At 50.9% G+C, this 22,265-nt stretch carries 23 protein-coding genes and 1 tRNA gene; 12 read left to right on the top strand and 12 right to left on the bottom strand.

The genetic code is table 11. The annotated features are described in order from the left end of the window. Positions 1-6: 6 nt before the first annotated feature. Both AC1RVX_RS13625 and AC1RVX_RS13620 read left to right on the top strand, forming a co-directional pair. Positions 7-2,118 carry an alkaline phosphatase family protein gene (locus AC1RVX_RS13625; protein ID WP_493217146.1) on the top strand — a complete coding sequence of 704 codons (2,112 nt, stop codon included), beginning with the start codon at positions 7-9 and terminating at the stop codon, positions 2,116-2,118. An 84-nt stretch (positions 2,119-2,202) separates the two neighbouring features. Then, the gene (locus AC1RVX_RS13620) at positions 2,203-2,889 is read left to right on the top strand and encodes a hypothetical protein (RefSeq protein WP_493217145.1); all 687 of its coding nucleotides are present in this window, start codon (positions 2,203-2,205) and stop codon (positions 2,887-2,889) included. Between the two features lie 122 nt (positions 2,890-3,011). Here AC1RVX_RS13620 and AC1RVX_RS13615 read toward each other — a convergent pair whose 3' ends face one another. Continuing rightward, positions 3,012-3,437, bottom strand: coding sequence for a DUF6130 family protein (locus AC1RVX_RS13615; RefSeq protein WP_493217144.1), 426 nt, complete (start codon positions 3,435-3,437; stop codon positions 3,012-3,014). A gap of 103 nt (positions 3,438-3,540) precedes the next feature. Here AC1RVX_RS13615 and AC1RVX_RS13610 point away from each other — a divergent pair, with 103 nt between their 5' ends. Then, the gene (locus tag AC1RVX_RS13610; protein ID WP_493217143.1) at positions 3,541-4,221 is read left to right on the top strand and encodes a TetR/AcrR family transcriptional regulator; all 681 of its coding nucleotides are present in this window, start codon (positions 3,541-3,543) and stop codon (positions 4,219-4,221) included. Between the two features lie 174 nt (positions 4,222-4,395). On the opposite strand, the gene AC1RVX_RS13605 is transcribed toward AC1RVX_RS13610, so the two are convergent. The 3 genes from AC1RVX_RS13605 to AC1RVX_RS13595 all read right to left on the bottom strand — a co-directional run bounded on the left by AC1RVX_RS13605 (position 4,396) and on the right by AC1RVX_RS13595 (position 6,329). After that, the gene (locus AC1RVX_RS13605) at positions 4,396-5,145 is read right to left on the bottom strand and encodes a hypothetical protein (protein WP_493217142.1); all 750 of its coding nucleotides are present in this window, start codon (positions 5,143-5,145) and stop codon (positions 4,396-4,398) included. A 318-nt stretch (positions 5,146-5,463) separates the two neighbouring features. After that, positions 5,464-6,141, bottom strand: a complete 678-nt coding sequence (locus AC1RVX_RS13600; RefSeq protein WP_493217141.1) for a hypothetical protein — start codon at positions 6,139-6,141, stop codon at positions 5,464-5,466. Positions 6,142-6,253: 112 nt separating this feature from the next. Further along, positions 6,254-6,329 (bottom strand) — tRNA-Phe (locus AC1RVX_RS13595). A gap of 155 nt (positions 6,330-6,484) precedes the next feature. Between AC1RVX_RS13595 and AC1RVX_RS13590 the strand changes: the two genes are divergently transcribed. The 5 genes from AC1RVX_RS13590 to AC1RVX_RS13570 all read left to right on the top strand — a co-directional run bounded on the left by AC1RVX_RS13590 (position 6,485) and on the right by AC1RVX_RS13570 (position 11,826). Beyond that, positions 6,485-7,705 (top strand): FAD-dependent monooxygenase, encoded by a 1,221-nt coding sequence (locus AC1RVX_RS13590; RefSeq protein WP_493217140.1) that lies wholly within the window; start codon positions 6,485-6,487, stop codon positions 7,703-7,705. A 105-nt stretch (positions 7,706-7,810) separates the two neighbouring features. Beyond that, a complete protein-coding gene (locus AC1RVX_RS13585; RefSeq protein WP_493217139.1) occupies positions 7,811-8,554 on the top strand; it encodes a DsbC family protein in 744 nt (247 codons plus the stop codon). Positions 8,555-8,602: 48 nt separating this feature from the next. Beyond that, complete coding sequence (locus AC1RVX_RS13580) at positions 8,603-9,196, top strand: nucleotidyltransferase family protein (RefSeq protein ID WP_493217138.1); 594 nt, start codon at positions 8,603-8,605, stop codon at positions 9,194-9,196. A gap of 244 nt (positions 9,197-9,440) precedes the next feature. Then, positions 9,441-9,896 (top strand): DUF3429 domain-containing protein, encoded by a 456-nt coding sequence (locus AC1RVX_RS13575; RefSeq protein ID WP_186950784.1) that lies wholly within the window; start codon positions 9,441-9,443, stop codon positions 9,894-9,896. A gap of 61 nt (positions 9,897-9,957) precedes the next feature. After that, a complete protein-coding gene (locus tag AC1RVX_RS13570) occupies positions 9,958-11,826 on the top strand; it encodes a M61 family metallopeptidase (protein ID WP_493217137.1) in 1,869 nt (622 codons plus the stop codon). 69 nt (positions 11,827-11,895) lie between these two features. Here AC1RVX_RS13570 and AC1RVX_RS13565 read toward each other — a convergent pair whose 3' ends face one another. Further along, the gene (locus tag AC1RVX_RS13565; RefSeq protein WP_493217136.1) at positions 11,896-12,783 is read right to left on the bottom strand and encodes an aldo/keto reductase family oxidoreductase; all 888 of its coding nucleotides are present in this window, start codon (positions 12,781-12,783) and stop codon (positions 11,896-11,898) included. A gap of 99 nt (positions 12,784-12,882) precedes the next feature. Here AC1RVX_RS13565 and AC1RVX_RS13560 point away from each other — a divergent pair, with 99 nt between their 5' ends. After that, positions 12,883-13,818 (top strand): LysR family transcriptional regulator, encoded by a 936-nt coding sequence (locus AC1RVX_RS13560; RefSeq protein WP_493217135.1) that lies wholly within the window; start codon positions 12,883-12,885, stop codon positions 13,816-13,818. Positions 13,819-13,960: 142 nt separating this feature from the next. After that, the gene (locus tag AC1RVX_RS13555) at positions 13,961-14,587 is read left to right on the top strand and encodes a hypothetical protein (RefSeq protein ID WP_493217134.1); all 627 of its coding nucleotides are present in this window, start codon (positions 13,961-13,963) and stop codon (positions 14,585-14,587) included. A gap of 75 nt (positions 14,588-14,662) precedes the next feature. Here the strand turns inward: AC1RVX_RS13555 and trpC are convergent, their stop codons facing one another. From trpC to rpe, 6 genes are all read right to left on the bottom strand, one after another. Next, positions 14,663-15,463 (bottom strand): indole-3-glycerol phosphate synthase TrpC, encoded by an 801-nt coding sequence (gene trpC / locus AC1RVX_RS13550; RefSeq protein WP_493217133.1) that lies wholly within the window; start codon positions 15,461-15,463, stop codon positions 14,663-14,665. Positions 15,464-15,467: 4 nt separating this feature from the next. Further along, positions 15,468-16,499 carry an anthranilate phosphoribosyltransferase gene (gene trpD / locus AC1RVX_RS13545; protein WP_493217132.1) on the bottom strand — a complete coding sequence of 344 codons (1,032 nt, stop codon included), beginning with the start codon at positions 16,497-16,499 and terminating at the stop codon, positions 15,468-15,470. Then, positions 16,496-17,068, bottom strand: a complete 573-nt coding sequence (locus tag AC1RVX_RS13540) for an anthranilate synthase component II (protein WP_493217131.1) — start codon at positions 17,066-17,068, stop codon at positions 16,496-16,498. Before AC1RVX_RS13540 ends, trpD begins: the two co-directional genes overlap by 4 nt. 72 nt (positions 17,069-17,140) lie before the next feature. Beyond that, positions 17,141-18,637: an anthranilate synthase component I gene (trpE, locus tag AC1RVX_RS13535; protein WP_493217130.1), complete on the bottom strand. Its 1,497-nt coding sequence runs from the start codon at positions 18,635-18,637 to the stop codon at positions 17,141-17,143. A gap of 269 nt (positions 18,638-18,906) precedes the next feature. Continuing rightward, the gene (locus AC1RVX_RS13530; protein ID WP_493217129.1) at positions 18,907-19,626 is read right to left on the bottom strand and encodes a phosphoglycolate phosphatase; all 720 of its coding nucleotides are present in this window, start codon (positions 19,624-19,626) and stop codon (positions 18,907-18,909) included. A gap of 32 nt (positions 19,627-19,658) precedes the next feature. Then, positions 19,659-20,324, bottom strand: coding sequence for a ribulose-phosphate 3-epimerase (gene rpe, locus AC1RVX_RS13525; protein ID WP_493217128.1), 666 nt, complete (start codon positions 20,322-20,324; stop codon positions 19,659-19,661). 103 nt (positions 20,325-20,427) lie between these two features. Between rpe and apaG the strand changes: the two genes are divergently transcribed. Further along, positions 20,428-20,802 carry a Co2+/Mg2+ efflux protein ApaG gene (gene apaG, locus AC1RVX_RS13520; RefSeq protein WP_493217127.1) on the top strand — a complete coding sequence of 125 codons (375 nt, stop codon included), beginning with the start codon at positions 20,428-20,430 and terminating at the stop codon, positions 20,800-20,802. 16 nt (positions 20,803-20,818) lie between these two features. Here apaG and AC1RVX_RS13515 read toward each other — a convergent pair whose 3' ends face one another. Continuing rightward, positions 20,819-20,980: a hypothetical protein gene (locus tag AC1RVX_RS13515; RefSeq protein WP_493217126.1), complete on the bottom strand. Its 162-nt coding sequence runs from the start codon at positions 20,978-20,980 to the stop codon at positions 20,819-20,821. A 129-nt stretch (positions 20,981-21,109) separates the two neighbouring features. Between AC1RVX_RS13515 and AC1RVX_RS13510 the strand changes: the two genes are divergently transcribed. Beyond that, positions 21,110-21,886, top strand: coding sequence for an enoyl-CoA hydratase (locus AC1RVX_RS13510; protein WP_493217125.1), 777 nt, complete (start codon positions 21,110-21,112; stop codon positions 21,884-21,886). The last annotated feature ends 379 nt before the right edge of the window (positions 21,887-22,265 follow it).

The raw sequence follows: 22,265 nt of genomic DNA, 5'->3' as shown, positions 1-22,265 counted from the left end.
CTAATTATGCGCCAATCTGCCTTAGTTCTCGCTTTAAGCGTGGCACTTGCCGGCTTGTCTGCTTGCGGTGGTTCCAGCTCCGTCGCGACCGCACAACCACAAGTTGTTACGACAACGCCAGTCCAGACACGTACCATCGTCATGGTATGGGATGGCTTGCGCCCTGATGCCGTCAATGCGACCGATACCCCCAATTTGTATGCGCTGCGTCAACAGGGTGTCAATTTTGCTGATCATCATTCGACGTACCCAACATTCACGATGATGAATGGTTCTTCGTTTGCGACTGGGTCATTCCCCAAGACCAGCGGCTTTTATGGCAACACCTTCTGGACACCACCGCAAGCGACTGCGACTACCCCTATACCTGTAGGCAAGTCTGCTGCCGGTACTAATCAGGATTACAACGCACCGGTATTCACCGAAGATTACGCTGTCCTCAGCACGCTCAATGATTATTACGGTGGTCAGTTGCTGCTGGTAAAAACCTTGTTCAAAACTGCACAGGATGCCGGTCTGAAAACGGCTACGATAGGTAAATCAGGTGCAGCCTACATCCAGGATCTTGGTCGTGGCGGCGTTTTCCTTGATGAAAACACAGTCTTGCCGCAATCACTGGCAACTGATTTGCAAGCTGCCAATTACGCACTGCCACTGAATGCCCCATTTGCCTATCCGGCTGGTGCAGTGACTTTGACTGCCAGCAATGGCAACCCAACGGCGCGTGCCGGTGCTTTGACATTTGCCTTGCCTAATGGCTTGCAAGTCAGGGATGCCAGCGACACCACTCAGGGGCCACCAGAAGATGCTGCCAACAAATACATGTTGAAGCTCTACACAGATTTCATCTTGCCAAAAAAATTGCCTGACCTGTCGCTGATCTGGTTCCGTACACCAGACAATACAGAACATGCCTATGGCCCTGGATCGGCCAATTACCGCAAGGCACTGGCTTCGCAAGATGCACGTTTGGGTGAATTGCAGGCAGCCTTGAAAGCGGCTGGCATGGACAGCACCACCAATATCATCATCGTATCTGACCATGCACACAGCAATGTGTCAGGCCCAACCAGTTTGTATCCGCTGCGCACCATCAATGCCAGCACATCAGTAACCAGCGGCATCACCAATGCCACTTTGGGTGACAAAGACCCGGTCGGCGGTTTCTCTGTCTCTGGTGATGTACGTACGGCAGACTTGCTGACCTTTGCCGGCTTCAAGGCATTTGACGGTGCTGGTTGCAGCACCAGTGGCATGTACGGTATCAAGGCTGACGGCAGCAACACCTATAACATCGGTACTGACACCACAGGCACGCTGTGTGGTACTGCCAACACCAAATACCAGGCCATCAGCGCCACCTTGCCGACGCCTGTGGCCAGCTTCAAGGTACCTGCCAGCTTGCCAGCCAATGGCATCGTCGTTGCTGCCAATGGCGGTTCTGACTACCTCTACCTGCCAGACCACGATGCAACAACAGTTGCTAATACAGTGCGCTTCTTGCAGTCACGTGAAGAATACGGTGCCATCTTCGTTGACAGCCGCTACGGTGCCATTCCTGGTACCTTGCCTATGTCCATGATCAACCTGGAAAACGCTGTCCGTTCGGGTAAAGGCCAGCCAGATATCGTCGTCAGTTTTACCTGGGATTCACAGCAACTGGTGAATGGTTTGCCAGGTATCGAGTTTGAAAGCACAGGCGGCAATCGCGGCATGCATGGCAGCTTCAGCCCCATCGATGTACACAACACATTGATCGCCAGTGGCCCGGCTTTCCGCAGCGGCGTCACCATCAGTAACCCGACTGGCAACGTAGACGTGGCACCGACCATCGCTTACCTGCTTGGTCAATCCATGCCGCAGGCAGATGGCCGCGTTTTGAACGAAGCCTTGCTCAAGCCAGCGACGACCAGTGCGCCTGTGGTCAAGTCAGCGGTGTTGAACCCAACTGCTCCATCAACTGGCCTGGTGTTCAAGCTGCCAACTGACCCTAGCGGTGCTGCAGTGGATGCAGCGCTCAGCAATGGCAGCTATTCCATCAACCTGGTGGTCAAGGACCTGACTGTCGATGGCAAGACTTATCGCTATTTCGATTATGCGCAAGCTGTGCGTAACTGAACAGGCATGACATTTTGATTCACATGATCCGGTGTAGGCTTAACTGCCTACCCCGGATCAATTCGTTCCAGGCAAGTAAGTAATATGAGATTTTTTGCATTTAATTCCAGCCCGCGCATTTCGCGGGTCATTTTTTTAATGGCTGCCACGCTATGTGCTACCGCTACCGCCGTCAGCAGCCAGCCCAGCAACCTCGATTTTGACAAAGTCTTTAACGACAAGGCAGAACCGGCACAGGTCCATTTTCAGGCCAGTTATCAATTGGGTGCTGACAAACATGAGGTGCAAGTCTGGCGTGACCGCAACCAGCGTTTAAAGCGCCGCACTGACGATGCACTGGAGACTTTCGTCTTCAAGCAGCCCAGGGAAGTTGAATGGAGCATGGTTGTGCTGGACCTCAAGCGCAAGATACGCACCGACATTGATCGTACCAACCTATACCGGATTGGCCATTTCACCGACTGGTTCAGCATGTCGCACGCGCTTAACAGGCCAACTGCGGCATACCAGCTGACCACGGCGAACAAGCCTTTGCCTGAAGAAAAAGCCATCGACAATTGCATCTGGTACAGCCTGACACGCAATGGTGTTGAAAGCAAAATCTGCTGGAGTAAAAAATACCGCCTGCCCTTGCTGATCACTGACAGCGAGGCCCACGTACAATGGCGCGTGACCAGTGTCAGCAACAAGGCAATTGCGGCATCGAATTTTGATATCCAGGACCAACACTTCGTGCGCAATAATGCCAACGAAGATATTCACGCAGACTGAGTTTGTTGCAACATAAGTGAAACGTATTGCGATACGTTTCATTGCCCAATGCAGAGCCTATCGACATCTGCCATCGGCTTAAGCGGACAGCGACAAGTGTCACCGTCCGCTTCATGCCTTCATCAAGGCACAACAAACTCTAGCTTACGACTGGTAAGGATGTGATGTGCCGCATCGGCTAATTCGAGCGTGAGTTGGTGCCGCCCGCTGGATAAACCTTGTATAACGACTGGTCCTTCGTCGGCATGTACCCAGTGCCAGGAAGCGCCATCCAGCGTGACATGCAAATGTCCCACGCGCGGGACAACTTGTGCCGCAGCGTCACCATAGACCGGCGCGATTTTGACATCATTCGACTTAACGGGAATCACCACGACACCCTTCGCCAGCAAGGGTGCAATCGGACTACTTACCGACAGATCAACCGATGTCGAAGTCTGCTCTGTCACTACATGCTCAGCATGATCAGCAGCCAGCGCCGCTGTTGAGCCGCAAAGCGAAAATATAAGACCGAAGTAAAACCAGACTGGATTCATGCGAATTTTCATACGACTCCTTAAAAGATTGATTAATGTAATCGTTGATTACATTTGGATTATAACGATTCTGGCTTAGAATGTAAGCAGCAATTACATTTTTAAAAAATAGCGAATGAACCAGCCCACCAAAAACAACTCACGCAAGCCTGCTGGCAAAGAAGCACCAGCCCGTGCCTATCATCACGGCGATCTACGGAAAGCACTCGTAGATGCCTGTGTACAATTGATCGAAGATAAGGGACTAGAAGCTGTCAGCGTGCGCGAAGTGGCAAAACTGGTCGGCGTTTCGCCTGCGGCACCGTTCCGTCACTTTGCTACCCGCACGGCACTACTCACTGCCGTTGCCGAAGAGGCCCAGGAACGGCTTGGCGCTTCCGTAGCAGACACATTACGTGCCGCAGCTCAAGAGAACCCACTCATGCAATTCCGCGCTATTGGTGTCGGCTTTCTACAGTGGTCATTTACCAACCCCACGCATTTTCAAGTCATCTCGTCACGCTCGGTGATTGACTATGAAGGCTCCAAATTGAGAGGCAGCAACGATTTGATTCGCGCCAGAATGAATGAACTGATGTGTGACGCTGCCTCCCAGGGTTTGCTTCGCCCCGGCGACATCCAGCGATATCAAATTGCCGCACGCGCCCTGGTCTATGGCTTGGCACGCATGTACATTGACGGCCAATTCCCAAGCTGGGGTTTGCCGCTAGAAGGCGCGCTGGCAGAAAGCATTAAAATCTTGGACCTGTTTATTGTCAGTATCTCGACGGCAGCGGAACCTGATGGGAACCTGTAAGGATTTTTGTGCGGCGTCCAAGTGATTTGAGTTTTCTGGGCATCTGCTCGCATCAGCGGTTGGCGGCTCGGATTTCACGGAGTTTGCGGAGTTGGGTGAGGTGCCTTCCATTGATGCGGCTGAGTTTTTGTTTGCTTATAAAGCTTTACTGTTAGCGCAAATTTTTCTGATGTTTTATTTTGATTGGGCAGGAGCAGCTTTCTGATCTTCGACATTTTTATTTGCCTCTTCAATATGCGAATTTATAACGTGTCTCTTGCAACGATATTTAGAGGAGTTATACATTTTATGTATTTCCGCTTCAATTTTCTTGTTTTCCAACTCCGTTTTCGTCTTTGTTAAGTCGGTAATCTTGACTCTAGTCTCAGCTTCTTGAATTTCTAGTGTCAGTTTTCTTTGCTGATCTTCTTTTAATTTCAAAGAAAGCAAAATGTCTTTATCGTAAGGAACTTGAACTTTTTTCCACCACCGTGTAAATCCGATGTAGCAAAAAAAGAAACTAAGGCTGGCTAATGCCGCCATTGTTTCAGCAAGATGGGAGTCGTAAAAGCCAGATAAAATGCGTTGGTAGCCAAAGTAGTTAGCACCCTTGGTCCTATCGGCTGAATCTTGATAATCGTCGAATAGCTCAGTGAGATACTTATTTTGTGCAATTGGATCGTTTTTTAGTTTTTCCGGAAGCCAATCAATCTGATTTTCTTGCAACTTGCCAGCTTTTATCGACTCAATTCTTGCCAAAATTATTCGCTGGTGTTTGATTGCGAACGAGTGTTGGTTAGTTAACTCCCTCTCGTAGTTCATTTTTTTTTCTAGGTAAATTAATACAAGTACAACAGACAAAAATACAGCGAAAAGCCATACGCCAACGATAGAAAAGAACTTGTATAGGTTGTCAGTCGGAACTGTGGGTAAAATTTGATGCATATATCCTTTTAATTTTTTTTTGCAAAAATGGAAAGACAGAAATTGTGTGTCTCTTGTCCGTTTTGGTTGGCTTGGCTAATGCATAAATAATTGCCGTTGTAGTAAAATATTTGTTCCAATGGAAAGCATATTTATTCATATACGTGCAAACCTAGCTCGAAAGGTAGTCACAATTTGCCGAGGTTGGTTGCATTTTGGATCACCCTGCACGCAAGGAAGGTAGGGAAACCGTCGAAATCGGTCGCAGACTTTACGCTTGCACGGCGTAAGGGGAGGTCCCCTTATACACGTGATCGCAAGGGGGATTTGGTCAAGCCCTTAAATAGATGTCGAGTTATTCAGAGATAAGCCAGCTTGTTTTGCATATCTGTAGAGCATCGCATTGTTTAGATCCAAAACGGCTTGACGGAATGGTGCCAAATGAGTTTTTTCGAATTCCATAATTTCACCGTAACTTGTACTCGGAGCGCTAGTGTTTTTTTGGGCTTCAGCTAAGTCAAATAGGACGCTTGAATTCCAAGATTGCATTGCTTTAAACCTAGCTTTAAGTTCAGTCATTTCAGGGGTTAAATCTGGAAAATAAATCATCTGAAACGTGGAAAGTTTGGGCAACGGTGAACTATTTGATTCGGTGGTTATGCCTCGAAGCATTTCGTCGTTCCGACTTTTTTCAAGCCACAGCTCTATACTAAAAGCTGTTTCAATGAAAGTTTCCATTTTTTCGCGCATTACAGCTCTTAGCGTGGCTGCATCAGAAGCAGCCGTTGAAATGTCTGTTTTTGCCCTTTCTGTTGCCACAATTTGCCGCAACAATTCAGCCCAGTCTGTTTTTGTGGCTAAAATTTCACCGCGTTTGTTTGTGTATGAACTTATTAGGCCACGAAAATAAGTGAAAAGCACCGATCCGAGCACAACTAAAATATAGAAAGCCCAGTTGTTCCAGATGTTGGCGGAGGTGAAATCTGCCAATAAATTTTTGAAGAAATCACTGGGCATTTGCAGAGCTCCTACAGAAAATTGTAGAACGGGAGTGGTTTTTGTAGAACGAATGGAAGAACGAAATAAGGGCTTACATCGCTGTAAGCCCTTATTTTTATTACATATTCCTTGGTGGCCCGGGGCGGAATCGAACCACCGACACAAGGATTTTCAATCCTCTGCTCTACCGACTGAGCTACCAGGCCAAGACCAAGAATTATAGACATGTTGGGTGCTGATTGCAAGCTTTTTCTGAAAAAAGGCGTGCGGCGCTCTATGACGGTGCTTTGATTTGGCGCATCTGGCAGGTGGGTGGGCTTACCGTATAATGGGGTGATTATCGGGTTTTGGTGGTGGGCTTATGTCAACTCAGATTTACGACACAGATATTTGCATCGTCGGCAATGGGGCGGTGGGCAAGGCGGCGGCGCTGGGTTTTGCGCAGGCGGGTTTGCGGGTGAGTTTGTTGAGTGCGGGTGGTGCGCCAGTGTCGGTGGCACCGACTGTAGCTTCGGTGTCAGCGTCTGCTGACTGGGATGTGCGTGTGTATGCGCTGAACCATGTTGCTCATGATTTGCTGTCTTCATTAAAAGTGTGGGATGCGCTGGATTTGTCGCGGGTGGCACCTGTGACTGCCATGCAGGTGCATGGCGGTGGCGAGGTCGATGCGGGCAAGCTGGGTTTTGATGCCTATGGCGCACATGCGAATGAACTGGCATGGATAGTCGAAGACAAGAATTTAAACCAGGCATTGGATACGGCTTTGCGCTTTGCCCAGAACCTGACGCAGGTACAGGGGCGTGCAAAGCAATTAGTGCAGGAAGCGGATAGCGCGCATATCGTGCTGGAAGATGGCAGTATCTTGCGCGCGGCCTTGATTGTCGGCGCTGATGGTGCGCAGTCCTGGGTGCGGGGTGCTTGCGATATCGGGCTGGATTATCGTTCCTACAATCAGCAGGGTGTAGTGACGAATTTTGAATGTGAAAAACCGCACCATGGCATCGCGCGACAATGGTTTGTGCAAGAGCAAGGCATCATCGCCTTGTTGCCTTTGCCGGGTAATCGTGTTTCGCTGGTGTGGTCGGCACCAGATGTGTTGACCCAGACTTTGGTGAACGAGCCTTTGTCTGCCCTGGTTGAGCGTTTAGCGCCGTATTGTGCCGATGCTCTTGGTACTTTGCGCCCGGTTTTGCCTGAAGTGATACGGGCCTTCCCCCTGAAGCTGATACGGCCTCACAGTGCGATAGCGCAGCGTGTGGCCTTGATCGGTGACGCCGCCCATGCGGTGCACCCGCTGGCCGGGCATGGCATGAACCTGGGTTTTGCGGATGTGCGTGATTTGCTGAAGATAGTCAAAGAGCGTGAAGCCCATCGCGATTGCGGTGATGCCCGCCTGCTGGGACGTTATCAGCGAGCGCGCAAGGAAGAAGTCTTATTAATGCAATTGACAACCGATAGCCTGGCGCGCCTGTTTGAGTCTGATCTGACGCCATTGCGGGTGATGCGTGATTTGGGATTGAACTTGTTAGATAAATTGCCAGTCATAAAAGGCAGACTGATTGCCCATGCCATGGGCAAGTAAATGTCTTAGTGCAGATGTGTTCAGCAGGTGTGCTCAAGCTCGCATACAATAGTAGTTATTAACATGCCGATCGTTGGCAGGCCACGAATTGAAAGATAGACAGTGATGAATAAATTGAAACAAGCCTTGCTGATGCTGGCACTTGGTATTGCCGGGTTGGCCAATGCGGCAACAGAAACCGCAATGGAAGCCAGCGTGCGCAAATTGGTGGAACCGCGCCTTGGTGAAGGTGCAAAGGTGGATTCTGTCGTCAAGACGCCGTATGCAGGCATGTATGAAGTACGCATAGGCTCTGACATTATCTATACCGATGAAAAAGCCCAGTACCTGTTTATCGGTAATGTGCTGGATTCCAAGAGTGGCATCAACTACACCAAACAACGTACCGATGATTTGAGCAAGATAAAGTTCTCTGATCTGCCGCTGGAATCTGCCCTGAAAATGGTCAAGGGCGATGGCAAGCGTGTGATTGCGGTGTTTGAAGACCCTAATTGTGGCTATTGCAAACAGTTCCGCAAAACCTTGACGAACCTGGATAACGTCACGGTCTATACCTTCATGTATAACATTCTGGCCGATGATTCCAAGGTCAAGTCAAAAAATATCTGGTGTTCGGCAGACCGTAACAAGGCTTGGGATGAATGGATGTTGCATGGCAAAGCCGCACCAGAGGCGCCAGCCAATTGCAATACACCCCACGAAAAGATTTATGCGTTGGGCCAAAAATTGCGTGTTACTGGTACGCCATCGGTATTCTTTGTGGATGGCACCCGTGTACCAGGTGCGATGGATGTAAAAGTCCTGGAAGCGCGTATGGCCGCGGCTGCTACTGCAACCAAAGCAAATTGATCTGCATTAGTCAGTCATCTAAGTCAGTTCTCACTTAATCTTCATCCCATGTCGTCGCCCGCTATCTGGACCGGAATTTTACTGGCAGCAGGGCGCGGACGGCGTTTTGATGCCAGCGGTGTCGAAAATAAATTATTGCAAACGCTGGACATTGGCCACACTGTGGCCAGCCAAAGCGCACTGAATCTATTGGCTGTCATGCCAAAGGTCGTGGCTGTACTGCGCCCCAGTAGCGATATCTTGTCCGGACAACTGCAGGCATTGGGTGTGCAATGCGTGTGTTGTGATGACGCCGATGCGGGTATGGCGCATTCGTTGCAAGCAGCATTGCGTGCCAGTGCCGATAGTGCAGGGTGGTTGATAGCTCTGGCTGATATGCCTTTCGTGCAACCGGATACCATGCAAAAACTATTGCAGGCTTTGCAAAACGGTAAAGATATGGTGGCCCCGGTACATGCTGGCTGCAGGGGTAATCCGGTCGGGTTTACCAGAAAATACCTGCCGCAGCTATTGGCTTTGCAAGGCGATACTGGTGCCCGCCAGTTACTGCAAACGCCAGATCTGCATCAGATCGAGGTAGCCGATGCCGGTATTCACCACGATATTGACCTTCCGCAGGATTTGCTTAGCGTGCGCTTGTAGTGGACTGGTTTTAATCTGGTGCACTTGTGGTTAGTGGCTGCATCCACTATTGATGCAAATAAAATATCTCATACGTATGGGTGTGACAAAATGCGCATCGTTTTGCCACAATGTTTTACCTTTGCGCTTGCACTTACCGGAGTGAAATCTGCACCTGATATATCTATGTGGCCAATTTAGCCCTAGAATAGCGTTTTTCTTCGACCTGATTTAATGCAGGGCGGTTATGTGACTGCTCAACTCTATGAATAATCTCAATCAGAAACTGGTGATACGTCTGGGCTTTTTGGGCCTGGTGCCTTTTGTTTTGCTGACTTTGGCATGCTGGGTCGTGCATCCTGACTGGTTGGGTTATTTCATCAAGGCGCAGCTCTATTACGGCATTGTGATTTTGTCCTTCCTCGGCGGCTTGCATTGGGGTGTGACCATCATGGCGGGCGGCAGTGATCATGAAGAAACCAAAAAAGCCTTGATCTGGGGCGTCATCCCCACCCTGATTGCCTGGTGTTCGATGATTAACATGCTGTTTGGCTTTGTGGTGCAGGTGGCAGGTTTTATTGCTGCTTACCTCATCGATAAGCGTCTGTACCAGAGTTATGGTGTGCCGCAGTGGTTTATTGACCTGCGCCTGCAACTGACCCGTGTGGTCGTGGGCGCGCAGATATTTACCTTTATTGCCGCGAATGTGCGTAGCTACTAAGTTACGTGAGTTCAAATAAGTCAGAAAACCAATTAATAAAGATTCGGAAAGATCGTTCAGGATGAAAAAAACGATAACGACAAAGAAGCAAGGGACAATCACCACCGCATCTGCGCATGGCTTACTGTACTCTATCGTGCCCAAGGATCTGGCGGGCCATCTGTATCAGGTCACGCTGGATATAGCCGCGCCAGACGCTGAAGGACAAGTGCTGAGTCTGCCTGTGTGGATACCGGGTAGCTATATGGTGCGCGAATTTTCTCGCAACATCATACAGATCAAGGCCAGTTCAGATGGTAAAAAAGTCGCACTGAAAAAGCTGAATAAAAATACCTGGCAGGCTGCCCCATGCAAGGGGGCATTGCGCATCACTTATGAAGTGTATGCCTGGGACTTGTCGGTACGTGCTGCACACCTGGATCAAAGTCACGGCTTCTTCAACGGTACCAGCGTCTTTTTGAGTGTGCATGGCCAGGAAATGCGCCCGCATGTGGTGGATATCCAGCGCGCTGATGTGACCGCCTGTAAGACCTGGCGCGTCGCTACTTCCTTGCCTGAACTGAAAGCAAAACGCTATGGCTTTGGCACCTATGTAGCTGCTAATTACGATGCGCTGATTGATCACCCGGTTGAGATGGGTGATTTTGTCATGGCCACCTTTGAGGCACATGGCGTGCCGCATGACTTTGTCGTGACCGGCAAAGTACCGAACATGGATATGGACCGCATCGTTGCTGATGTGAAAAAAATCTGCGAAACACAGATTGCCCTGTTTGAACCACGCACCAAAAAAGCGCCGATGGACCGCTATGTGTTCATGACCATGGTTGTCGGTGAAGGCTATGGCGGTCTGGAACATCGCGCATCAACTGCGCTGATTTGCAACCGCACCGATTTGCCGCTCAAGCATCAGGCTGAAATGAGCGATGGGTACCGAGGCTTTTTGGGCTTGTGCAGTCACGAATATTTCCATACCTGGAATGTGAAGCGCATCAAACCGGCAGCGTTTGCTCACTATGACTTGCAGCAAGAAAATTACACCAGTCTGTTGTGGTTGTTTGAAGGCTTCACCAGTTATTACGATGATTTGATGCTGGTGCGAGCTGGTGTGATTGATGAAGCAGCGTATCTGAAACTGATCACCAAAACCATCAATATGGTGACACGTGGCAGTGGTCGCCTGAAACAAAGCGTGGCCGACTCCAGTTTTGATGCCTGGACCAAGTATTACCGTCAGGATGAAAATTCACCGAATGCCATCGTCAGCTACTACACCAAAGGTTCACTGGTGGGGCTGGGGCTGGATTTGATGATACGCGCAGAAAGTGCTGGCAAGAAATCGCTGGACGACGTTATGCGCGTGCTGTGGCAAAAATTTGGCCGTGATTTCTATGATCGCGTACTGACTGGCAAGCAACAGGGGTTGGCCGAAACTGAATTTGAAGGTCTGGTCGAGGTAACAACCGGCGTGAATGTACGCCGCTTCCTGGACAAGCATGTACGTGGTACAGAAGATGTGCCGCTGGCAGCCATGTACGCTGATTTTGCTGTGTTGACCAATGATGGCAATGCGAACAAAAAAGCCAGCCTGGGTGTACGTGTGGTACGCGACGGTAATGACTGCAAGATCGCCAATGCCCACGAAGGCCGTGCTGCCCATCTGGCTGGTTTGTCAGCCAATGATGTGCTGATGGCGGTCAATGGTATTAGAGTGACCGCAGCAGATGCGGCGGACAGCTTGGCAACGGCATTGGGCAGGTATCGTGTTGGTGAAACAGTGCAGATTCATGCCTTCCGTCGTGACGAGCTGTTGACCGTACAAGCCAAATTACAGGTAGATGACGCACCGGCACTGTCGCTGTCCATACAAGCAGCTGCCAAAGGCGGTAGTTTTGTCAGACCAAGTTATCAAAAGCCCGGCAAACGGTAAACCCTTCAGGTAAACACCAAGTGGCAATTCAGCGAACCGCAATGCAGACATTCTGTATTGCGGTTTTTTTCACGACGACGCGCTGCCAGCGGTTGCCGCTATGCCGTTGAGCGCCAACATCACATCAGCCGGCAGGTTGATCTCTGCGGTCGCAAGGTTTTCACGCAGATGTGTGACGGAAGAGGTGCCGGGAATCAGAAGGATGTTCGGTGCGCGTCGCAACAACCAGGCGAGCGCCACCTGCATGGGCGTGGCACCAAGGCGGGCAGCAACATCCGACAGAATAGATGACTGCAACGGGTTGAACCCACCCAGCGGGAAAAACGGTACATAGGCGATACCTGCATTGGCCAGGTCATCGATCAGGGCATCGTCTGCCCGGTGCGCCAGATTGTAGTGGTTTTGTACGCAAACAATTTCGCAGATACCGCGCCCTTGCGCTACTTGGGTAGAGGTGACATTGCTTAGTCCTATATGACGCACCAGGCCCTGCCGTTGAAGGTCCGCCAGTGCAGTGAGTTGAGCTTCAATCGAACCTTCGGCAGGGCCATGCGTGTCGAACATGACCCTGAGGTTGACTACATCGAGTACATCCAGTCCGAGGTTGCGCAGATTGTCGTGGACTGCCTGGGTCAGCTCCGCAGTGGATGTTGCCGGAAGCCACGAGCCATCCGCCCCTCGCCGTGCTCCAATCTTGGTGACGATCACTAGCTCGTCAGAGTAGGGTGCTAGCGCCTCGCGGATCAGTTGGTTGGTCACATGGGGGCCATAGAAGTCGCTGGTGTCGATGTGATTCACCCCGGATGTGATGGCCTCACGCAGCACGGCCAGTGCTGCATCGCGGTCTTTGGGTGGGCCGAATACACCAGGGCCGGCAAGCTGCATGGCACCGTAGCCAAGGCGTTTTACGGTACGACTACCCAGGGTAAAAGTATCTGGCTGACTGATTTTTGACATGCTCTATCTCCTTCAAGGTTTTAAAGTGATCATGGTAGCCATTGTCGACGTTGCTGATAAGTCAGTATAATCGGTACGGGCTGTACGATATTACGCACAATGAATATTGACCTGAATGACCTGAACGCCTTTGTGGCAGTGGCACGTGCCGGCGGCTTCCGCGATGCCGCACGGGCGAGTGGCGTCAGCGCGTCGGGTCTGAGCGAGGCGGTGCGCCGTCTTGAAACTCAACTCGGAGTCAGGCTGCTCCATCGCACGACGCGCAGCGTGGCACCGACCGAGGCTGGCAGAGGCTTGCTGACACGACTGGCACCAGCCTTAAACGAAGTGGAAGCGGCGCTCGATATAGTGAATGGCTTTCGCGACAAGCCTGCGGGCACATTGAAATTGAATGTTCCTGTCAGTGTGGCCAGACTGGTGTTGCCTGCCATCGTGCCCGCGTTTCTTGCGGCCTATCCAGATATCAAACTAGAGGTGGTCGCCGAGGAAAGCTTTGTCGATGTGTTGGCTGCAGGATGTGATGCGGGTATTCGTTACGGCGAACGGTTGGAACAGGACATGATTGCTGTGCCGATCGGACCTCGTTTCCAACGCATGGCCGTCGCTGCAGCACCGGCTTACTTTGATCATCATGGTCGCCCAGAGCATCCGCGTGAACTGGTCGACCACGCCTGCCTGAGCGGGCGCTTTCCCAGCGGGACGATACCGGCATGGGAATTCGAGCGTAATGATGAGCTGGTGCAGGTCACACCGGCAGGGCCGCTGATCGTGCGTATCGGCGGTGCCGTTGATCTTCTGGTTGATGCGGCAATCGCTGGAAGCGGCATCATCTATCTTTTTGAGGACTGGTTGCGCCCGCATCTTGATAGGGGCGCATTGGAGGCTGTGCTTGAGCCCTGGTGGCTGCGCTTTCCCGGCCCATTCCTGTATTACCCGGGACGTCGTCTTATGCCCGCACCGCTCAAGGCTTTTGTCGATTTCATCAAGGCATCGGCTGATCCTACATTTCCTCATACGGTGATCAAGCCCACCTGATCGGCGTTGGCCGTTATAGTGCCGCGAGTTCCGTTGCGGAAAACATCAGTGCACGTTGCTGTCTTGCGGCGGAAATCTTGAAGCTGAACTTTCTGACGTATGATTTTGTCATAGACCATCATTACTTCAACTCATCGCCTGCATGACCGCATCGCATTTCTATTTGTCGAAACCGGGATGGCAAAAACCTGCTTATTTGGCAGGCATCGTGCTCTTGCATGTGTTGCTGCTGCTTTTTGTACGCCAGGCTTTACAAAGAACTTCGGGGCAACAAGACATATTCAAATATCTGGATGTCAGTTTCGTCACCACACTACCCAAGGTGCAGCCTCAGACACCGCAAGTTCCTGCGAATGTGGCGACATCGCAGCCCATCACACAACTGCCACAGCGATTGCGCGATAACAGAACCCAGACATCCATAGCGGCACCGGCGATGAACAATCAGATGCTTGAACCTAATGCGTCAAACGTGGCCCCATCGGCACCAGCGGATGCGAGTGCATTGGACCTGGACGGTTTGCGAAAAACTGCATTGGCAGAAGATAAAAAACACAGGCGACCTGAGTTTGGCCGGGTACCTATACCAGCAACTACTGATCTGAAATTGGAAGAAAAATTCGGCAAAGACGTGCAGGATGCCAAAAGGAAGGATTGCCTGAATGCGTATTCGAATGGTGCACGCGTAGGCAATGTGACGCTGGCGGGTTTGCTGGTAGCCGGGGTGATTGTGGCAGATACGGTGACGGGTAAGGGCTGTAAATGGTAAAAAGGGTTTTGTAAAATATGTTTTGCAAAACCCCCGATAGCATCCCCTTGAAAGGATGCTTTGAAAAGCAGTTAATTACCCAAACACTTTCGCCAGTTCTGCCCCTGGGTTTTCTGCCCGCATAAAAGCTTCACCCACCAGAAAGCCGTGCACGTTCGCTTCGCGTATGCGGGCGACATCTGCTGCTGACATGATACCGGACTCGGTTATCACCAGTTTGTCAGGGGTGATGCGTGGCAGCAAGCCTATTGTCGTATCCAGCGATACTTCAAACGTGCGCAGGTTGCGGTTATTGATGCCCAGCATGGCTGTCTTGAGTTTCAAGGCGGCATCAAGCTCTTCACCATTGTGCACTTCCACCAGTACCCCCATGCCCAGTTCATGTGCGCAGGCTTCCAGTTCTGCCATCAAACCATGGTCAAGTGCGGCGACGATCAGCAATATACAATCTGCACCCCAATGCCTGGCTTGATAAACCTGGTAAGGATCAATCATGAAATCCTTGCGCAAGGCAGGCAAGGTGCAGGCTGCACGTGCCTGTTGCAGGTATTCAGGCGCACCCTGGAAGAATTGCACGTCAGTCAGCACAGACAAACAGGCGGCACCATGTTCAGCATAGCTTTGTGCAATGTCTGCCGGGCGAAAATCGGCTCGTAATACGCCTTTTGAAGGGGATGCTTTTTTAACTTCGGCTATCACAGCTGCCTTGCCTGCCGTGATTTTTCCTCGCAAGCCACCTTCAAAATCACGTAGGTCTGCGCGTGCTTCTTTATTGGATTCAACTTCAGCACGCAGGCTGGCAAAGGATTGGTATTTCCTGGCGGCCGCCACTTCATCGGCTTTGACGGCCAGGATTTTATTCAAGATATCAGACATGAGCTTACTTCCCTAATTGCTGGGTGACTTCAATAAACTGTTCCAGCTTGGCCTTGGCCGCACCGGATGCAATGACGGACTGCGCCAGTTTAACACCATCTGCAATTGAAGCTGCAATGCCTGCGCCGTACAGCGCAGCACCCGCATTCAGGGCGACGATATCGTTCGCCGGACCAGCGACATTGTTCATGATCTCCAGGATTTTTTCGCGTGATTCATCCGCGCCAGATACGCGCAAATTGCGGTTCGATACCATTTGCAGACCAAAATCTTCGGGGTGGATATCGTATTCACGGATCTCACCATTCACCAGTTCACCCACCATCGTCGGTGCGCCGAGTGAAACTTCATCCATATTGTCACGCCCCCACACCACCAGTGCATGTTGTGCACCAAGGCGTTGCAAGACACGTATTTGTATACCGACCAAATCAGGGTGAAACACACCCATCAAAATATTCGGTGCGCCAGCAGGGTTGGTCAATGGCCCCAGGATATTGAAGATGGTACGCACACCCAGTTCACGACGTACCGGTGCGGCATGTTTCATCGCCGCATGGTGATTAGGTGCAAACATGAAACCTATGCCGGTTTGTGCAATCGACTGGGCAATCTGCTCAGGCTTGAGATTGATATTCACACCCAGCGATTCCAATACGTCGGCACTGCCCGAAGAAGAAGATACGCTGCGACCACCATGCTTGGCCACGCGTGCACCCGCAGCAGCAGTGACAAACATCGATGCAGTAGAAATATTAAAGGTATGCGCGCCGTCACCACCCGTGCCAACAATGTCGATCATGTTGTCGGTATTTGCCAGCGGCACCTTGGTCGAAAATTCACGCATGACCTGGGCGGCGGCAGTGATTTCGCCTATGCTTTCTTTCTTGACGCGCAAGCCCATGGTCAGCGCAGTGATCATGACTGGCGACATTTCGCCACCCATTAACTTGCGAAACAGGAACAGCATTTCGTCGTGAAAAATTTCACGGTGTTCAATCAGACGTGTCAGTGCTTCTTGTTGTGAGATGGTCATGATGCTGTTCCAGTCAAAAAGTTTTTCAGCAGGGCGTGGCCATGCTCGGACAAGATGGATTCGGGATGGAATTGCACGCCTTCAAGATTGAATTCCTTATGGCGTACCCCCATGATTTCACCGTCATCTGTCCATGCTGTCACTTCCAGACAATCCGGCAGGCTGGCGCGTTCTATCGCCAGGGAGTGGTAACGGGTAATCGTGTAAGGGCTGGGCAAATTCCTGAAGACGCCGACACCAGTGTGGGCAATGGCTGAAGTTTTGCCATGCATGACTTGCTTGGCACGGATGACCTTGCCGCCAAAGGCTGCGCCTATGGCCTGATGTCCAAGGCAGACACCGAGGATAGGTGTCTTACCGGCAAAGCGTTCTATCACCGCGATGGAAATTCCGGCTTCTGCTGGCGTGCAGGGCCCGGGTGAAATACAGATATGATCAGGCTTCATCGCCTCGATTTCGGCAATCGTAATTTCATCATTGCGGTAGGTACGCACATCTTCACCCAGCTCGGCAAAATACTGCACCAGGTTGTAAGTGAAGGAATCGTAGTTGTCTATCATCAGTAGCATAAGTAAGACCTCTTAAAACAGCGTAAGGGATGACTGGGTGGCAATCAGGTGAGATTTTTGGTCTGGCACTTTTCAAATCTCCCCATCCAGGCCATCTTGCACTTGTTCTGCTGCACGTAATACTGCACGTGCCTTGTTTTCAGTTTCCTGCCATTCCATTTCGGGAACGGAATCTGCCACTACGCCAGCTGCTGCCTGCACATACAGCATGCCGTCTTTTAATACGCCGGTGCGTATGGAAATGGCCAGATCCATTTCGCCACCGAAGGACAGGTAACCACAGGCTCCGCCATAAATGCCGCGTTTGACAGGTTCCAGTTCGTCAATCAACTCCATGGCTCTGACCTTGGGTGCGCCAGACAGTGTGCCTGCCGGGAAGGTGGCTTTCAATACATCGAGGTTGGACAGGTTGGTTTGCAGGACACCTTCTACATTCGAGACGATGTGTTGTACATGTGAATATTTTTCAATGACCATCTGGTCAGTGACTTTGACTGTGCCAGTCTGGGCGATGCGACCTATGTCATTACGGGCCAGGTCGATCAGCATCACGTGTTCGGCGATTTCTTTCGGGTCGGCTAATAATTCTTTTGCCAGTTCTGCATCGCGTTCTGGTGTCGAGCCGCGTGGACGCGTACCTGCCAGCGGGCGTATGGTGACTTTCTTGTTGCCATCATTCAGGTTTTCATTGCGCACCAAAATTTCTGGTGATGCACCGATGATTTGCATGTCACCGAAATTGTAGAAGTACATGTACGGTGAAGGATTCAGCGAACGCAGAGCACGGTACAGTGACAGCGGAGAATCTACATAAGGTTTCTTGATACGCTGGCCAACCTGCACCTGCATCAGGTCACCTGCCATGATGTATTCCTTGGCTTTTTCTACGGCCTTCAGATAATCTTCCTTGGCAAAGTCGCGTATCGATTCTGTACGTACTGACGCCGATGTGACAGGGGCATCAACACTACGGCGCAGCATGGCACGCAATTCTTTCAGACGCTGACGCGCTTTGGACCAGGCTTCTGGCTGTGTTGGGTCGGCATACACGATGAGGTAAAGTTTACCTGACACATTGTCGATGACAGCCAGTTCTTCAGTCAGCAGTAACTGGATTTCGGGCAGGCCCAGATCATCTTTCGGTGCCTTGCCAGCCAGGCGTTTTTCTACATAACGTACGGCATCGTAGCCAAAATAACCGGCCAGACCACCGCAAAAACGCGGCAGGCCAGGGCGTAGGGCAACCTTGAAACGTGACTGGAATTCGGCAATGAAATCCAGCGGATTCATGTCATGGCTTTCTATGACCTGGCCATTTTTCAGGACTTCGACTTTTTCACCAAAGCTACGCAACAGGGTGTTGGCAGGCAGGCCGATGAAGGAATAGCGGCCAAAGCGTTCGCCACCCATGACGGATTCCAGCAAGAAGGTGTTCTTGCCGGCATTCTGGGTCTGGGCGAGTTTCAAATACAGAGTGAGTGGGGTTTCCAGATCAGCGAAGGCTTCCGCAATCATGGGAATACGGTTGTAGCCTTGCGCGGCCAACGATTTGAATTCGAGTTCGGTCATGGTTTTCTTTCAACCGTCTGCCTGTTCCTGAAGCTTATGCACGCGTCTACGACAGTAACGCACGCAAATTCGCTCAAGACCAGAGTAAGGACGGATAAGACAGATTGATATAACAAGCAAGAAGATGTGCTGGGGATGTGCACAACCACTCGCGGCATTCGTGGTTTAACAGAATTGCCAGCGTCGCCATAGCCAGGCCTCAAAAGTGCCTGGAGTGATCATGGAACGTTTGTTATCGGGAAACATTCGTTATGTGAATGGTTTGAAAGTCAATGAGAGTTTTTCGCTGACAGCAATTGTGCTGCTATCAACAGGGTTTCGACTATACCATCACTTTGAATATTTTGTACAGCTTCGCCGTGGTTATATCCATACGGCACTGTCAGGACCGGGCAACCGGCTGCACGGGCGGCAATGGCATCATTGCTGGAATCCCCAATGGCCAGCACGTGCTCAGGTAGCAAGCCTAACGCCTTGCAGGCTTCTTGCATGGGTAAAGGATCAGGTTTCTTTTTTGCAAAACTGTCGCCGCCATAGACATGCTCGAAATAGTGATGGATTTCTTTCTTTTGCATCAGTGGCAAGGCAAATGCCAGTGGTTTATTGGTGACGCAGACCAGCCGCAGTCCAAGATCATGTAAGGCTTGCAAGCCTTGCATCACTTGCGGGTAAAGCTGGCTGTGGTCGCCATTAATCATCAGATAATGGCGTTGATAGGCGGCAAGTGCCTCATCAAAACGTGCTGCCACGCCTTCGGCATCAAAATCCACTGACAAAACTTTATGAATAAGGTTCTCAGAACCTTTGCCTACCATGGTTTTGATGACATCCAGCGTGAGTGGCGTCAGAGCAAAATCCTCTCGCATACGGTTGATGGCGACCAGAAAATCCGGGGCGGTATCGATCATGGTGCCATCGAGGTCAATGATGGCGGCTTTGATGTGGCTGAACATGGCTGGGGCGATCAGAAGAAGGCTTTTCGCACGCATGGCGAAAAGCCTGAAGATGAAATGTTATGGGATTACACGTTGGCCAGCTCGTTGCGCATGGCGTCAATGATGGCTTTGTAGTCTGGCTTGCCAAAAATGGCAGAACCGGCAACAAAGGTATCGGCACCGGCGCGGGCGATTTCTGCGATGTTTTCAATTTTGACACCGCCATCCACTTCCAGCATGATGTCGCGACCTGATTCATCAATGATCCTGCGGGCTTGCGCAATTTTTTTCAGTGTATGCGGGATAAAGGTTTGGCCGCCGAAACCGGGGTTGATCGACATGATCAGGACGATATCGATTTTGTCGATGACGTTTTCCAGCACATTCAGCGGTGTGGCAGGGTTAAATACCAGGCCAGCCTTGCAGCCATGGTCACGTATGGTTTGCAGGCTGCGGTCGATATGCTCTGACGCTTCCGGGTGAAAAGTGATGATATTGGCACCAGCCTTGGCAAAGTCAGGGATGATACGGTCCACGGGTTTGACCATCAGATGCACATCGATAGGCACCTGCACATGGGGGCGTATTGCCTCACAGACCATGGGGCCTATTGTCAGGTTAGGTACATAGTGATTGTCCATGACATCAAAATGGATCATGTCAGCGCCAGCGGCGACGACATTGCGGACTTCTTCCCCCAGTCGGGCGAAATCGGCGGACAATATACTGGGAGCAATGCGGAAAGTGGTCATGATGGAATCGTGCTTGAGAAAGATGTGCTATTTTACCTTGTGAGGGCAAGCGGCTGTTGCCTTCGTCTGGCACAATGACCGTAATTCATCAAGAAAGTAAATTATGGCAGCGTATGAAATGAGTGTATCGGTGGTCACGCAATACCTGAAAGACCAGTCCGATCCAGAGCAAAATAATTTCGTTTTTGCTTATACCATCACTATCAAGAACACTGGTACCGTGGCAGCGCAGGTGATTTCCCGTCACTGGATCATCACCGACAGCACCAACCATGTAGAAGAAGTCAAGGGCTTGGGTGTTGTCGGCCATCAACCTTTTCTGGCGCCAGGGCAAAGCTTTGAATACACCAGCGGCAGTTCCCTGAAAACCCCGCAGGGCAGCATGAAGGGTATTTACTTCTGCGTGGCAGAAGATGCGCATCGCTTTGAAGCAGATATCCCGGAATTTGTTTTATCCTTGCCGCGTACCCTGCATTAATTCCGCTCATCCAGGTTTATTGTGGATTGTTGCTATCCTGGATTTGCTGATTTTGTTCTTTAGGCTTTTTATCTTCTTTGGGTGGTGTTTCTGGCGTCTGGCCTTGAAACATCGTCCACCAGACGATAAAAACCAGTATAAACATTGCACCGCACGCTTCCAGCGCTAATAACCACATTGCAATCACCTCGTTAAATAAATTAGGTGCATTGTACCTGCTTCACAGCAAGCCATAGTCTGGCGCATTACAATAGAACCATCGGCATTCATGCTGCATGTCCCTACACAATATATATCAGGAGCAACTATGACTTACGAATGTATTTTGACTGAAACCCGCGACAAGGTTGGCTTGATTACCCTGAACCGCCCCAAGGCCATGAATGCGCTGAACGATCAGCTCATGGACGAACTGGGTCTGGCGCTCAAGGCTTTCGACAAGGATGAAAACATCCACTGCATTATCCTGACAGGCAGTGAAAAAGCTTTCGCCGCTGGTGCCGACATCGCTGCCATGGTGGGCTACAGCTTCATGGATGCCTATAAGGGGGACTACATCACCCGCAACTGGGAAACCATGCGCCAGATCCGCAAGCCCGTCATTGCTGCAGTTGCAGGCTATGCCCTCGGTGGCGGTTGCGAAGTCGCCATGATGTGTGACTTCATCATTGCCGCAGAAAATGCGAAATTCGGTCAGCCAGAAATCAAGCTCGGTACTTTGCCTGGCGCTGGTGGTACGCAACGTTTGCCACGTGCCATCTCTAAATCCAAAGCCATGGACATGTGTCTGACTGCACGCATGATGGACGTGGTTGAGGCTGAGCGCGCTGGTTTGGTATCCCGTGTCGTGCCATTGGATAAGTTGATGGAAGAAGCGTTTGCTGCAGCGAACACTATCGCCTCCATGTCTTTGCCCATCATCATGATGGCGAAGGAATCCGTCAACCGTGCTTATGAAACTACGCTGTCAGAGGGCATACAGTATGAGCGCCGTCTTTTCCAGGCCAGCTTTGGTACGGAAGATCAGAAAGAAGGTATGCAGGCTTTTCTGGAGAAACGTCCGGCTGTATTTAAGAATAAGTAATTTCGTCTCTGATTCCATATTAGATGCTTCATATATGACCGAGCTTCTATAAATGTTAGTCGCATCTGTATAGTTTTAAAAATCCCATCCGTGTCGCAGCGTGACGAAACCCTTCCCCTTCAAGGGGGGGCGATAAGCGAAATGCTATTCATATAGATACCGCCAAAAATCGTCGCTCCTGCGAAGGCAGGAGCCCAGCGTCGTCTGTTGATAGGTGGCGATGCAAGCTACAGAGTCATACGACAAACACCCAAGTCCGGTGCGCGCAGCGCGCCCTACAAAGCCAATGCTCCCGGGAACCGGCTAAATAATTTAGCCCAGGCACTTGCAAAGGAAGGGAGAAGTTTGCTATAGTTCGCCTCCCGCAGAAGAGCGGGGC

It is taken from the genome of Undibacterium sp. GW821-FHT11B02, from assembly GCF_058808955.1.
The sequence above is the reverse complement of the archived record's forward strand: the minus strand, read 5'-3'. Positions and strand labels throughout refer to the sequence as shown.

Bases quoted from the DNA above. Each gene is read 5' to 3' on its own strand.
- AC1RVX_RS13625 (WP_493217146.1), top strand. From the start codon at position 7: ATGCGCCAATCTGCCTTAGTTCTCGCTTTAAGCGTGGCACTTGCCGGC.
- AC1RVX_RS13620 (WP_493217145.1), top strand. From the start codon at position 2,203: ATGAGATTTTTTGCATTTAATTCCAGCCCGCGCATTTCGCGGGTCATT.
- AC1RVX_RS13615 (WP_493217144.1), bottom strand. From the start codon at position 3,437: ATGAAAATTCGCATGAATCCAGTCTGGTTTTACTTCGGTCTTATATTT.
- AC1RVX_RS13610 (WP_493217143.1), top strand. From the start codon at position 3,541: ATGAACCAGCCCACCAAAAACAACTCACGCAAGCCTGCTGGCAAAGAA.
- AC1RVX_RS13605 (WP_493217142.1), bottom strand. From the start codon at position 5,145: ATGCATCAAATTTTACCCACAGTTCCGACTGACAACCTATACAAGTTC.
- AC1RVX_RS13600 (WP_493217141.1), bottom strand. From the start codon at position 6,141: ATGCCCAGTGATTTCTTCAAAAATTTATTGGCAGATTTCACCTCCGCC.
- AC1RVX_RS13590 (WP_493217140.1), top strand. From the start codon at position 6,485: ATGTCAACTCAGATTTACGACACAGATATTTGCATCGTCGGCAATGGG.
- AC1RVX_RS13585 (WP_493217139.1), top strand. From the start codon at position 7,811: ATGAATAAATTGAAACAAGCCTTGCTGATGCTGGCACTTGGTATTGCC.
- AC1RVX_RS13580 (WP_493217138.1), top strand. From the start codon at position 8,603: ATGTCGTCGCCCGCTATCTGGACCGGAATTTTACTGGCAGCAGGGCGC.
- AC1RVX_RS13575 (WP_186950784.1), top strand. From the start codon at position 9,441: ATGAATAATCTCAATCAGAAACTGGTGATACGTCTGGGCTTTTTGGGC.
- AC1RVX_RS13570 (WP_493217137.1), top strand. From the start codon at position 9,958: ATGAAAAAAACGATAACGACAAAGAAGCAAGGGACAATCACCACCGCA.
- AC1RVX_RS13565 (WP_493217136.1), bottom strand. From the start codon at position 12,783: ATGTCAAAAATCAGTCAGCCAGATACTTTTACCCTGGGTAGTCGTACC.
- AC1RVX_RS13560 (WP_493217135.1), top strand. From the start codon at position 12,883: ATGAATATTGACCTGAATGACCTGAACGCCTTTGTGGCAGTGGCACGT.
- AC1RVX_RS13555 (WP_493217134.1), top strand. From the start codon at position 13,961: ATGACCGCATCGCATTTCTATTTGTCGAAACCGGGATGGCAAAAACCT.
- trpC (WP_493217133.1), bottom strand. From the start codon at position 15,463: ATGTCTGATATCTTGAATAAAATCCTGGCCGTCAAAGCCGATGAAGTG.
- trpD (WP_493217132.1), bottom strand. From the start codon at position 16,499: ATGACCATCTCACAACAAGAAGCACTGACACGTCTGATTGAACACCGT.
- AC1RVX_RS13540 (WP_493217131.1), bottom strand. From the start codon at position 17,068: ATGCTACTGATGATAGACAACTACGATTCCTTCACTTACAACCTGGTG.
- trpE (WP_493217130.1), bottom strand. From the start codon at position 18,637: ATGACCGAACTCGAATTCAAATCGTTGGCCGCGCAAGGCTACAACCGT.
- AC1RVX_RS13530 (WP_493217129.1), bottom strand. From the start codon at position 19,626: ATGCGTGCGAAAAGCCTTCTTCTGATCGCCCCAGCCATGTTCAGCCAC.
- rpe (WP_493217128.1), bottom strand. From the start codon at position 20,324: ATGACCACTTTCCGCATTGCTCCCAGTATATTGTCCGCCGATTTCGCC.
- apaG (WP_493217127.1), top strand. From the start codon at position 20,428: ATGGCAGCGTATGAAATGAGTGTATCGGTGGTCACGCAATACCTGAAA.
- AC1RVX_RS13515 (WP_493217126.1), bottom strand. From the start codon at position 20,980: ATGTGGTTATTAGCGCTGGAAGCGTGCGGTGCAATGTTTATACTGGTT.
- AC1RVX_RS13510 (WP_493217125.1), top strand. From the start codon at position 21,110: ATGACTTACGAATGTATTTTGACTGAAACCCGCGACAAGGTTGGCTTG.